General features: G+C 50.1%; 12 protein-coding genes and 1 pseudogene. 8 read left to right on the top strand and 5 right to left on the bottom strand.

Annotation, left to right across the window (positions count from 1 at the left end; translation table 11 throughout):
- Positions 1-22: 22 nt before the first annotated feature.
- The 4 genes from NDA02_RS07015 (at position 23) to psb27 (ending at position 3,604) form a co-directional block, all read left to right on the top strand.
- On the top strand, positions 23-187 hold the full coding sequence (locus tag NDA02_RS07015; RefSeq protein WP_190794366.1) for a hypothetical protein: 165 nt from the start codon (positions 23-25) through the stop codon (positions 185-187).
- Between the two features lie 256 nt (positions 188-443).
- Entirely contained in the window at positions 444-1,316 is an 873-nt protein-coding gene (locus tag NDA02_RS07010; protein WP_190794367.1) for a DUF72 domain-containing protein, read from the top strand.
- A gap of 137 nt (positions 1,317-1,453) precedes the next feature.
- Positions 1,454-2,968, top strand: coding sequence for an MFS transporter (locus tag NDA02_RS07005; protein WP_348254730.1), 1,515 nt, complete (start codon positions 1,454-1,456; stop codon positions 2,966-2,968).
- Positions 2,969-3,205: 237 nt separating this feature from the next.
- Complete coding sequence (gene psb27, locus NDA02_RS07000) at positions 3,206-3,604, top strand: photosystem II protein Psb27 (RefSeq protein WP_190794368.1); 399 nt, start codon at positions 3,206-3,208, stop codon at positions 3,602-3,604.
- Between the two features lie 448 nt (positions 3,605-4,052).
- Here the strand turns inward: psb27 and NDA02_RS06995 are convergent, their stop codons facing one another.
- Positions 4,053-5,078, bottom strand: a complete 1,026-nt coding sequence (locus tag NDA02_RS06995; RefSeq protein WP_190794369.1) for a glycosyltransferase family A protein — start codon at positions 5,076-5,078, stop codon at positions 4,053-4,055.
- 982 nt (positions 5,079-6,060) lie between these two features.
- Here NDA02_RS06995 and NDA02_RS06990 point away from each other — a divergent pair.
- From NDA02_RS06990 to NDA02_RS06975, 4 genes and pseudogenes are all read left to right on the top strand, one after another.
- Positions 6,061-6,179: pseudogene (locus NDA02_RS06990) on the top strand (protease); the annotation flags it as partial.
- Positions 6,180-6,367: 188 nt separating this feature from the next.
- A complete protein-coding gene (locus tag NDA02_RS06985) occupies positions 6,368-6,886 on the top strand; it encodes a DUF2085 domain-containing protein (RefSeq protein ID WP_348254699.1) in 519 nt (172 codons plus the stop codon).
- A gap of 182 nt (positions 6,887-7,068) precedes the next feature.
- Positions 7,069-7,665, top strand: a complete 597-nt coding sequence (locus NDA02_RS06980; RefSeq protein ID WP_190794372.1) for a chromophore lyase CpcT/CpeT — start codon at positions 7,069-7,071, stop codon at positions 7,663-7,665.
- 498 nt (positions 7,666-8,163) lie between these two features.
- Complete coding sequence (locus tag NDA02_RS06975; protein ID WP_348246224.1) at positions 8,164-9,498, top strand: hypothetical protein; 1,335 nt, start codon at positions 8,164-8,166, stop codon at positions 9,496-9,498.
- 221 nt (positions 9,499-9,719) lie between these two features.
- Here NDA02_RS06975 and NDA02_RS06970 read toward each other — a convergent pair whose 3' ends face one another.
- The 4 genes from NDA02_RS06970 to NDA02_RS06955 all read right to left on the bottom strand — a co-directional run bounded on the left by NDA02_RS06970 (position 9,720) and on the right by NDA02_RS06955 (position 12,237).
- Positions 9,720-10,103 (bottom strand): hypothetical protein, encoded by a 384-nt coding sequence (locus tag NDA02_RS06970; protein WP_190794373.1) that lies wholly within the window; start codon positions 10,101-10,103, stop codon positions 9,720-9,722.
- Positions 10,104-10,231: 128 nt separating this feature from the next.
- Positions 10,232-10,564: an AzlD domain-containing protein gene (locus tag NDA02_RS06965; protein ID WP_190794374.1), complete on the bottom strand. Its 333-nt coding sequence runs from the start codon at positions 10,562-10,564 to the stop codon at positions 10,232-10,234.
- A complete protein-coding gene (locus NDA02_RS06960; protein WP_190794375.1) occupies positions 10,561-11,295 on the bottom strand; it encodes an AzlC family ABC transporter permease in 735 nt (244 codons plus the stop codon). The genes NDA02_RS06965 and NDA02_RS06960 overlap by 4 nt, the downstream gene beginning before the upstream one ends.
- Before the next feature lie 39 nt (positions 11,296-11,334).
- Complete coding sequence (locus tag NDA02_RS06955) at positions 11,335-12,237, bottom strand: AraC family transcriptional regulator (RefSeq protein WP_190794376.1); 903 nt, start codon at positions 12,235-12,237, stop codon at positions 11,335-11,337.
- Positions 12,238-12,272 lie beyond the last annotated feature (35 nt).

Here is a 12,272-nt window from a genome sequence, read left to right as displayed (position 1 = left end):
CCACCGTTGGATGACCTTACCCATGCCCCAGGCAGTTTTTACTGCAATTACGCCGATCGCCCTTTTGCAAAGCGTACCATTGCTGTCCGCAGTTCATCTGTCGATTCTACCCATCCTAGAGGAACTCTCCCGACTGAAACCGATCGGAACCGTTTTGTCTGCAATCCTGGTTATGCCTACCCGCTGAATAACGCGATTTGGGTTGCTCCCCTAGCTCCCATTTTGGAGGGAACCGAGCCCTTACAAGGATTCGAAGTCCGCCCTCGCTAGTTTAGAGCGGCAGGTGACAAAGCTCGTTTAGAGCGGCAGGTGACAAATGGGAGATTAACAATTGGGAGATTAACAATTGGGAGATTAACAATTGGGAGATTTAGGGAGCGATGTAGAAACCCTCATCCCTATCAAACCTCCTTTAAGAAGCAGCCCACCTGTAGAATCAAAACATGAATTTCCGCTTAGGCTGTGCAATCTGGGCATATAAAGAGTGGGTCGGCTCGCTGTTTCCCTCTGGCAGTCGATCGTCTGAGTTTTTGCGGCTCTACAGCCGTCGATTTACTACGGTGGAAGGCAATACGACCTTTTATTCGATCCCCGACTCGCCGACTGTGCAGCGATGGGCAACCGAAACGCCTGCTGATTTTCAGTTTTGCCTGAAGCTTCCGCGTGATTTGACCCATCAAGGATTATTGACGGCTGCCATTCCGGGGACGATCGCCTTTCTGAAACGCATGGAGCCTCTGGGGGAGCGATCGGGTCCGATGTTTGCCCAACTCCCGCCCAGCTACAGTCCGGCTCGCCTGGAAGATTTGACCGCATTTCTCACCGCTTTTCCGCGCAGCCAAACGCCCCTTGCTCTGGAAGTGCGCCATCCCGACTGGTTCAAAGAGCCATACGCTAGCCATCTCAACGCGCTGTTAACTGATCTGGGGATCGGACGAGTTCTGCTCGATACGCGCCCCATTTATGACTGCCCCGATGATCCGCAATTGCGCTCGGAGCGACGCAAGCCCCCGGTTCCGCTTCAGCCGGTGGTGACGGCTCCGTTCACGCTGATTCGCTATATTAGCCATCCCGATCGCGATTTTAACCTGTCTTATCTCAACACCTGGACCGAGCAAGTTCGCGAGTGGCTCACCCAGGGAACGCAAGTGTATTTCTTCGTTCACTGTCCAGTCGAAGTTCACTCGCCGCAAAATGCCCGCTTATTTCAGCAGCTTTTAGCACAGCAGAAAGTCTCTGTGCCGCCCCTTCCCTGGGAGCAAATCAGCCTGAACGAATCTACTCCGCCTCAATCTACCCAGCTCGAACTTTTCTAACCGACCCCCTGCCTCCTCCTGGAACTCAGCTAAAGAATTCCTGCGTCCTGAATAGAATCCTCTGCGATCGTGGCAGAGTAGACTTTACCGTTTGACGTGCATATCCCATGAGTTCTCCTGACGCAAATTCCCCGCCGATGCCAGACCGTCCCACTGGACAAACCCCGCCGATGAATCTCAGCACTCGACTTGCCTATGGCGCAGGTGATCTGGGCCCGGCGATTACCGCGAATGTTCTGGCATTCTTTTCGCTCGTCTTTTTCACGAACGTTGCCGGACTGAACGCCGCCGTTGCGGGTAGCATTCTGCTGGTTGGCAAAATCTGGGATGCGGTGAATGATCCGATCGTCGGGCTATTGAGCGATCGAACGCAGTCAGCCCAAGGCAGACGCTATCCCTGGATGCTGTACGGCGCGATTCCGTTTGGGATAACTTTCTTTTTGCTGTGGTTGGTTCCTCGCTTCAGTGCAGATCCGGGCGCAAATCAGCAGGCGTTGTTCTGGTACTACGTCATTATCGGCATCCTGTTTAATAGCTTTTATACAATGGTCAACTTGCCCTACACGGCACTGACTGCTGAACTAACGCAGGACTACAACGAGCGCACCCGCTTGAACAGCTATCGGTTTGCGTTTTCGATCGGCGGCAGTATCTTTTCACTGATTCTGGCACTGCTGATTTTTCAGGCGTTTCCCAACCCAGAGCAGCAGTATTTGATTCTGGGGGGCATTTGCGCTGTGATTTCGACAATTCCGCTTTACTGGTGTGTGTTTGGCACATCGGCGCGATCGAAAGTCGTTGCCCGCATTACAGATGCCGCAACCCCCACCGCCCAAAACCTCAGCCTCGCCGTGAACGCCCTTCCTCAGTGGCTTCAGCGATGGCTCACCTCCACGCAGGGAGAACAATGGCGGCAGAAGAGCTGGCTCGTCAATTTTCTCGTCACTTTCACCAATGTGCCGTTTCTGTATGTGATTGGTATTTACCTGTTTTCCTGGATGGCAGTTCAAGTCACGGCTTCAATCCTGCCCTACTATGTGGTAGACGCGCTCAGGCTGCCCTCGGCAAATTTCACGGTGATCGCGCTGATCGTGCAGGCGACGGCTCTGGTGCTGCTGTTCTTTTGGCAACGAGTCAGCGATCGCTACGGCAAAAAAGCGACCTACTTCATGGGCATGGTGCTATGGATGATTGCTCAGGGTTTACTGTTTGGCTTGCGTCCCGATCAGGTTTCTCTGGTTTACCCGCTGGCAGTCATGGCAGGCGCGGGAGTGTCGATCGCCTATTTAATTCCCTGGTCGATGATTCCCGACGTGATCGAACTCGATGAACTGCGAACCGGACAGCGACGGGAAGGCATTTTCTACAGCTTCATGGTGCTGCTGCAAAAGCTTGGACTTGCGGTAGGGCTATTTCTCGTGGGGCAATCGCTCGACCGCGCCGGATTTTTGGCAACCACTCCCGGACAACCGCCGCCTGTTCAGCCCGAAACCGCAGTGCAGGCGATTCGATTGGCGATCGGGCCCTTTCCCACAGCGGCTTTGGTCTGCGGCATGGTGCTGGCTTATTTCTATCCCATTACTCGCGAGAAACACGCCGAGATGCTGCTAAAGCTGCATGAACGGAAAAAGCAGACGCAGGAAGAAGCATAAAAGCAGTTTAGGAGAAGGACTGGCGATGGTGCGAAGAGGCTTTCCTCGGAGGGTAAATTAGCTTCATTGAAACTCAGGTACTCCTTGTCTTTGCCCACCGCTTTGCTCTGCACCTGCCTCTGTAAGGGATCAGGTTAAAGCGATCCCAGACAAGATAAAATCAGCATTACGGGTCGAATCCAGTTGAATTGTTCGATCGGACACTATCCATACTGCGCTCTATACTACTGAGGTTTTATGAACAGATTTCTGTCTCGTGTATTTGCTCTCGCGCTGGTTCTGGTAGTTGGTTTGATGGGCTGCTCATCGTCGCCAACCGGACTCAGCGGCAACTATCGCCAAGATACCCTGGCACTGATCGAAAGCCTCAAAGGGGCACTAGAATTGCCAAATGATTCGCCTGACAAGATAGAAGCACAGGTAGAAGCGCGTGAAAAGATTAACGATTTCTCAGCTCGCTATCGCCGCGACGGTTCGCTGCTGAAGCTTAGCTCTTTTACCACGATGAGAACTGCTCTGAACTCGCTTGCAGGTCACTACAGCTCCTATCCCAATCGCCCTGTCCCTCAAAAACTAAAGGACCGTCTGGAAATTGAATTTAATCAGGTCGAAGCGGCTCTAAGACGAGAAGGTTAATATTCGCTCTTAATCTGTAGTTTTCAACTTAAAAAATTGAGTTTCTAACTTAAAAATTGCAAGCTGCGAGGGGTCGATCGATCCCTCTTTTTGTTGGTGTTGTAGCCAGTGGATGGACATCATTACAACGAAGGATGGGTTAAACAAAGCGGTAACCCGTTCATCTCCAGCATTTCTGACGATGATACTGACGCTGTGATAACCCATTCTCCGAAGAGCCTTTTAATTCTGCTGACCTGCCTATCTCTGGTTGAATGATGTCCTGCTACTTGCCAGAGATTCTACATTGCCCCCTAAATTCCTCAATTCCAGAAGACTTTGAACCCGGCAAGAGATCCAGGTCTGTCACCTTGTTGGGAGCTAGAGGGCACTTCGGATCGCTGTTACTATTTCTCAGATATCTTCTCAGCCATCTTTGCTGAAGCAAGCGAACGCCACGACTCCTCTGTTACTCAGAAGTTTTTGCGACATAGCTTTGAACAATACCGTTCTTCTGCATCATGAATTTTTCGAGCTTTTTATACAGCTCGATCGGGAAGAAGCGAACTGAATACGCAGCAGCAAAAGTCTGAAACGTTCGATAGGGTTCTTCTGTCAAAATGGGGCTGTAGGCTGACATCGCTCTGTGTGAAAAAGAGATCGCCATTTGTCCATCACGTAGCGAAACAGCTCGTCGAGCTAAATGACGCAACTGATAAGCCATAGCAGGGCGCATCCATTTCTGGCAAGCGTCTGGAGCGTACTGCTCTACCGCTTCAAGCATTCGCTCCCAGGAAGCTAATTTCTTCTCAAGGTTGGCAGAAAATCCTCTTGAGTTCACTCGATAGAGCGTTAGTGCATCTGAAATTCCAGCAATTTTCCAAGACGTTGTCAAAGCAATTCTCATCCAACACTCCACATCTTCAGAAGGATGGATGCTTCGATCGGGGTTAAAAAAGCAAGTTTGTTCTGTTTCACCTTGATTAAGGGTGTATTTGATATCTTCTAAAGTGCTACGTCGAATCACAGGTACAGAGCCATTGCCGATCGGTGTTCGACAAAGTAAATCGAGTGGTGTGATGTCTTCTAGCTTGGTGATGACCTGATACATTCCCAGCGATCGATCAAACTCATCGATCAACTCCGATCGGCAAAAACTGACACCAACTTCAGGAGCATTGTTGAGATGTTCTACATGCTTGGCGAGCTTGTCAGGTTGCCACAAATCATCTCCGTCGAGAAAGGCAATATATTCTCCGCTAGAGTTCGCAATTCCAAGGTTTCTAGCAGCGGCAGGTCCCTGGTTCTCCTGGCGTAGAATTCTGATTCGAGGATCTTTAAACCGTTGGCAAATTTCAACGCTTCTATCCGGTGAGCCATCGTCAACAATCACCAGTTCAAAGTTCTGATAACTCTGTGCCAGAACAGATTCGATCGTTGAAGCGATATACTTTTCTACTCCATAAGCAGGGATAATTACTGTTACCTTGTTCATGCGATTCTCCAATGCAAAAAAATAAAGTAGACACTAGACTTTGCCCGATCCTTTTACTCTTTTAGAGCCAGGAAGCGCAGCAAGAACACACCGAAGCATCAGCTACGTCGGTACAAAAACAGATGGATCTAGTTAGCAGGAAATGGAAAAACTAAGAGAGAACCCATGTTGGGAAACCTCTCGTTTCTCTGGTTTGGTTTGATTAGGTTTGTCCTTTTCCTTAATTCAAAAACGTGATGCTGATAGCCATCATTGCTCCGACAATTGATACTCTTTCTGTCGATGAGCAAAGGCTATAAAGCTTGGAAAAAGAGATTCCAAGGGATGAAGGATCTTCTGTTCGCTAAAACCCTGACTCGCTAACAATCTTGAAGCGATGCACCATCAGCATTATCTAAGCTCCTTGGAAAAAGAGATTCCAAGGGATGAAGGATCTTCTGTTCGCTAGAACCCTAATTCGCTAACAATCTTGAAGCGATGCACCATCAGCATCATTTAAGTTCATACCACCTCGGTGAACATCCGCATTTAGTGCTTCTTTACAAAAAGAACATATTATCGATTGCGTAGTAATCCCTGGTTACAGGCAGTCTTTAGCAATTTTATGACAAAGGCAAAATGCTTTGCCTTGAAGGATTTGGGAGAATTAGAAGCTGCGAACATCCGCATTTGGTGCTTCTTTACAAAAAGAACATATTATCGGTTGCGTAGTAACACTGGTTAAAGGTGCTTCTTTACAGAAAGACCATGTTATCGCTTCCGTAGTAACACTGGTTACAGACAGTCTTTAGCAATTTCATGACAAAAGCGGAAATGCTTTGCTTCGAAGGATTTGGGAGAATTAGGAGCTGCTTTAACGTTTCTTTTCCAGTCAGAATATTTTTTCCAAAATCCTAGATTTCGATTTTGTAATGTTTCACCTTACCTTGACCGTTTCCTCAACTTACAGGGCAGTTCGGGCACGAATGATGGCTTCTCAACGGTTGTGGACGGCAATCGGGTTACGGCTCCCGCTTGGTTCCCCCTCCGCGCTGGCTGGCAGAGTTTCTGAAGGTGCTGGACACTTGCATTGAACACGCCCGCTTAGCCCTGATGTCGTAGAAGCAAAAGGCTGTTTCTTCAGCATGGCTTAGCCTGGCTGCGCTTAAACTCGGTTTGCCTGGGCGATCGTCCGGTTGCTTCAGCATGCCTGAATTGATTCGCGAGCGGAGTGCGATCGTTTGGCTTCCTCTCACAGTCAGCTCCCACGACCTTTAGAATAAATGACAGCGACGCAGAGGAGAGCTTGAATGGAGATTGCCTCAAGAAAACCGCGATCGTCCCGGAACTGGGCCGGCGGGACGGCAGATTTTTTACTAGCGGGAATGGTTGTGGGTCCGCTGATGGCTCCGTTTCTGGCAGGGTCAGGATTGTTGGGTGTACCGATCGTGGCTAACATCATTTATTTCATGGGTCGTCACGTCTGCCCGCAGCCCGAATTGGGTCTTGCCCTGTCGCCCCCTTGGATGATGGCAGTTTGTATGCGCTGCTATGGTACGGTTCTGGGTTTATTCGTAACGCGATTGCTTTATGGCATGACGAAAGGCAGAGGATTTTACTGGCTGCATCAGTACGGCTGGGGCGGGGCGATTTTTGCCAGTGGGCTGATGATGGCTTATGGATTTGAGTATGGAGCGCAGATGTTTGCGGGCTGGCAAGTCAACCAGGGCGTCATGACCCTGTTTGGACTAATCACAGGCGTTGGCTGGGGACTGCTGGCAATGCCGATTTTGCACGGTTTAAGGAAAGTTGCCGCACCTGCTCAGTAGCATCCCTCAAAGAGAATTTGGCGGGAATTCTGGGAGAACGCTGAAAGTACAATTCCTGAAGCAAGGTGAAACTTTTGTGGGTTTCTCCTGATCCTGCTGGGTTAAACCTCGTTCAAAAACTCATAGAATAGGGAAAATTATCGTCTGAATCTTTTATTACATCTCTTTGTATTAATCCCGGCATGACCCACACCACCGACATCGCGACGCTTGCCCGCTGGATGGCAGCCGACTTTAGCAACCAGGCGCAGGCATTTGAAAATCCACCCTTTTTCGCTCACATTCGGGTTTGTATGCGTCCGCTACCCGTTGATCTGTTATCGGGTACGAGTCTCTTTGTTGAGCAGGCGTACGACTATATGCTGAATGATCCTTACCGGGTGCGCGTTCTCAAGCTGATCGCGAAAGGCGATCGCATTGAAATCGAAAACTATGTCGTCAAAGACGAAACGGCTCTATATGGTGCGTCTCGCGATTTAAATCGACTGCAAACGCTGCGACCAGACCAGCTTGAGAAGCTTCCAGGCTGTAACATGATTGTCCAATGGACTGGGCATAGCTTTAAAGGTTCGGTGGAACCCGGCAAAGGCTGTATTGTGCATCGTAAAGGGCAGGCAACTTATCTAGACAGCGAATTTGAAATTGACGAGCAGAAGTTTATCAGCCTCGATCGCGGGCTTGATCCAGACACCAACGAGCTAGTGTGGGGATCGATTGCCGGACCATTTCACTTTATTCGACGAGCCAGCTTTGCAAATGAAGTTAAAGGTTCATACTGATTTCAGCAATTTCACTGAGAAGCTAGATTAATATCAGGTACCAATAAGCCACTTTAGCAAAGAGAGACACTGAGAAAATTAATCAATACTCACTTTTAGGATTCATATCGATACTCATTTTTGGGATTCATAAATAGGAGTCTTAGGAAACCATAGGAAGAAGAGAGATTACAGGAAAAAGATTGCAGGAAAACCGATCGCAGAAAAAACGATTCGCAGGAACCTGTCCTTGGGCACTTGTAGTCAGAGTATAAATGTGATACTTCTGCTGCAGGTGTTACCTGGAATTGTTTTCTGCATCGTGTTCCCTGTGTTGTATCCCCTGCATTGTGTCCCCTGTGCCGTGTTTCCCTGGATTGCTTCATCGTGCTGTTTGCTGTCCTGCCCCCTGATAGCTGACTGTACAACTGTTCGACAGTTCACCCGATCGCCTTAAATAAACCGATTGCCTCGGGCGCTTCGCTTACGTTCATAGCACTATTTAGGAAGTCGTCAAGCATGATGGATTCCTGGTCAGATTACTATCAGCGTCGGACCATCCAAGTTCAGCCCAATCTTTTGCAGGAGCAGTTACTTTACAGCCATCTTCTCGATTGTGCCAGGGTAGAATCACCCGATGCGCTGATCGAGCGCTTTTGGATGCTGTTCATTGATGGCGCAGGCTACCCAAATCATGAAATTTGGCTGGCACTCAAGTGCGTGATTGACTCACCCTACGTTGAGAAGGATTTTAAGTTCATTCTCAATCGAAGCTGTCACATTTTGATTAACCACTGGCTAATGCAGCCCCGGCTCCACAGTGCGATCTCGGAGTTAGTGAACCAATTCGATCGCGTTTCAAACAGTCATGCTCGATCGCGAACAACCCTTCGCCTTCGGCAGCTTGTGAAGCAGTTTAAATCCACCGAGCAGTATGCCGCCCTGCAACGCCTGGCACAGGTGGTTAGTCAAACGCCAGATAACTACACTGGCTCCAGACCCTTGAGAACGCTGATTCGCCGCTATCCCTGCCTGTACGAAGCAAACCTGCTGACTAGGGACAGTTCAGACGAGCAGCGTCGTCGGGTGCGCCAGATTCGCCGTCAAGTGCAGCGTCAGTTTGAGCGAGACCTCGCCTGCTATGCTACCCATCGACAGATCGGCAACAGCTTCAGCCTTCAATCCAATGAGGTTCAGCCTGATGTGCGGCAGGATGGTCGATTGCCCCAGCCCAATGGCTCTTGTGCATCGCTGCAAAACCCGACCCTACTTAGCGATCGCCAGATCGATCGGGCACTGCTCCACTTCGGCGGCAAGATCGATGGTTCTAATACTTACCGCGATCGGGCACATCGCTTTGTTACCTATACCAGTCACACTTCGTCCTATCGATCGTTTAAGGATGACCTCTACGAGTATTTGGTGGAGTCGATCGATCCAAAATATGGCAATTGCCAGTTTAATTCGCGCCTGCACCAGTTCTTAAAGGAAACGCTGCCAGAGCATCACGCCGACCCGTTTTCCGATGTGCTGATGGTGCAAACCTGCCGCCGTCTGCTGAACCTCCTGGTCGTAGACAGTCCTCAGAAGCTCAACCACAGTTTATTTGTCGATCTGACGGGCAATCTGGGCATTACAACGACGATCGGGCTGCTGCTGAAGATTGTCTTGATTTGCCGCAAGGTGAAGCCCTGCCTGGAAGCACGTCTGGCGATTTTGTTTAAGCACTATGAAACCTATGCCAGCGATGCTGTAACCTGGCTGATTCAATCGCTCGAGAACCTTAACATCGCGCTAAGCCTTAACTTTGGCACGCTGAAGCTGTATCAGGGGAGTTCTCCCTGCGGCTCATAAAGGGTGTTGGAATCATACAGAGGTTTTGAAAGGGCGATCGAACCGCCCCCTAAATCCCACATTCAGGGGAGACTTTGAGCCGGAGTAAAGTTTGAAGTCCTTGGGTTGAGGAATTCTGAACTGAACCTTTGATCGGAAGTCTCCTACGGATGGGAACTGGGGGCGAATGCAGGAATGCTGGTACTTTCAAGGGAATGTTTTAAATCACCCTTATAAATTCCCTAGCTGACTTTGTGTTCGTAGTAGCTGGAGATATGCTCGTAGACTTCATCGGGGAACTGGAGGTCGCGATAAACGTTGCAGCTATCGGGATCGTCGGGATTGGGGCAAATGGGGAAATCCTGCTGCTGCTGCCAGTCTAAGATGCGATCGCGCTTGGGCGGATTATAGTCTTTGCCCTCGACCTGCTTCACCAGTGCCTTAGCTTCCGTTTCGCTGAAATCGGAGTCTTTTTGCAGATATTCAATCAGCTCGTCTTCTGTCATAAAATGACGCGCAATCATGGCAAAGGTCAGTCTGCCGTAATGTCCAATGTCTTTGCCTTCATTGAGGGCATCCAGCAGATGCGCCATCATTTCGCTTTTCCGAAGTTCTTCGAGTGCCATATCGGTTTCCCGGTTCAAGAATCCATACTCTTCCTGTTATAAGCAGCAACGATCGATGTGCCGTCTATCTCAGGGTATTGATTCTAGTACATAGGAACTAACAAAAGGGAGATAAAAGAATGAGCGGGTCAGTGAAAGCTGCTTTGCAAAAACCACTGCCATAGGAAAAATGACAGCATTCCCAGTCCGATCGTAAGCAACAGATTTTTGGTTTTGTAGCTGACCAGAACCGCGACAATTGCCCCGACCAGTCGAGCATTGGTTGGCGTGATTTGCAGCTCATTCCCCGTCGGCATTAGCACCGCAGGAACCACGATCGCTGTCAGCACTGCCGGAGGAATGTATCGCAGCAGTTGCGTGAGTTTTGAGGACAGGCGAATCCGTCCGCAGAGTGCCAGCAGCCCATAGCGAATTGCAAACGTGATTGCCGCCATGCCAGCAATTAAATAAAATTCGTTCATTTTGTCTCCTGACTAAAAAACTGCTCTACAGCGAATCCGGCGGCTACCCCTGCTAAAGCGGCAACTAACAAGCCCAGTTGATGCGGCAGAGAATGGGCAAGCAACGCAGTTACACCTGCAACCAGAACGGTCATGAGCATGGGAACGGTGATGACGTAGGGAACGACCATGCCAATAAACGTGACCGACATGGCAAAATCAAGACCCCACTGTGTTGCATCAGGAAGCTGCTGACCGAGCCAGATGCCAATCGCCGTCCAGAATTGCCAGTTCCCATACATAAACAGGGCGGCTCCCAGGTAATACCAGTGCTTGTAGGGCGACGGATCAGATTGATAGTAGCGGGCGATCGCCACCGCAAAGGATTCATCGGTGAGCCAGAAGCCCATTGCCAATCGCCATCGGTGAGCCAGTTTTCCCACATAAGGAAGCAACCCGATCGCGTACAGCAGATGGCGCAGGTTGACGACCAGCGTCGTGAGCAAAATTAGCGGTAAAGGCGTTCCAACGGCCAGTAAGCCTAGCGAGATGAACTGCGCTGACCCGGCAAACACGAAAGCAGACATTGCCAGCGTTCCGGCGATCGAGAGTCCGCTCTTGACTGCCAGCGTTCCAAACAAGATTCCAAACGGCGTTGCCCCGACCACGAGCGGAAACATGGCTCGACTGCCTGCCCAAAACTCGGATCGAGGTGTGGGTAGACCCGCCGAAACGGAAGTAGAGTGAAGCATTCCTGTGAGTGAACCCTAATTGAATGAATTACAACCGTCCTATTCTAGGAAAACTGCTTCTGGCAAATCTTGGACGTTTTTGCAGCCGATCGCATACTGCTTTGGCGTAACTCCAACCAGTCGTTTGAAATGGCGATTCAGGTGACTTTGATCTGTGAATCCGGTATCGACAGCGGCTTGCGCTAAGGGAACTCCCGATCGCAGCAGTGCCTTCGCATTCATGACGCGGGTTTGCACCAGATAAACGTGCGGCGGCAAACCAACGTGCTTCTGAAACAAACGCAGTAGCCGGAGCGGTTTGAGTTGGGCAAGCTGGGCAAGCTGCTCCAGGGTAATACTGTGCATATAGTTTGCCTTCAGATAATCCTGAACCTGCCGGACAACCTGGATCTCATTGCCAATGGGAGTAAAGCGAGGACAAACATCGGCATATCGGGCAATGAGCTGGGCAAATAGCCACAAAAAGCGTGACTCTCGCTCTAAAACCGATCGCGAATGCTCAATTGTTTGATGAAGCTGCCGAAGCAGCGCCGCTAACTGGGGGTCATCCATCACGGGATTGGGGAAGTAGGGCACTTCGATCGGTTGCTTTGCACTTTCCTGAAGCGTTAGTCGTCCGGTAAATTCGGCTGCCGCCTTTTGCATCAGAGAGACATCCGGGTACAGCATTCGATAAGTCCAGCCATCAGAATTTGCGGCGTGTCCCGTATGCACTTCGCCAGGGTGAATTACCACAATGCTGCCTGCCGGAGCCTGATGAGTTGCGCCCTGATAGGTGAATTCTTCGATGCCCTGCTCGATGACGCCGATCGCATACCCTTCGTGAGTATGGCGTGAGAAGGTATGCGTCACATAAGTTGCCCGCAGCATCTCCAAATTTTCCAGTGCAGGATCGCGCCAGAATTTAACAGTTTCCTGTGCAGTTTCCCGAAGCTGCGCCATCTTTCCCCCAACTTGTACTGGAGCCGCTAAGGTCA

The sequence above is a fragment of the Leptolyngbya sp. ST-U4 genome (assembly GCF_039962215.1).
GTDB lineage: Bacteria > Cyanobacteriota > Cyanobacteriia > Elainellales > Elainellaceae > Leptolyngbya_A.
This window is presented reverse-complemented; position numbering and strand designations above follow the sequence as displayed.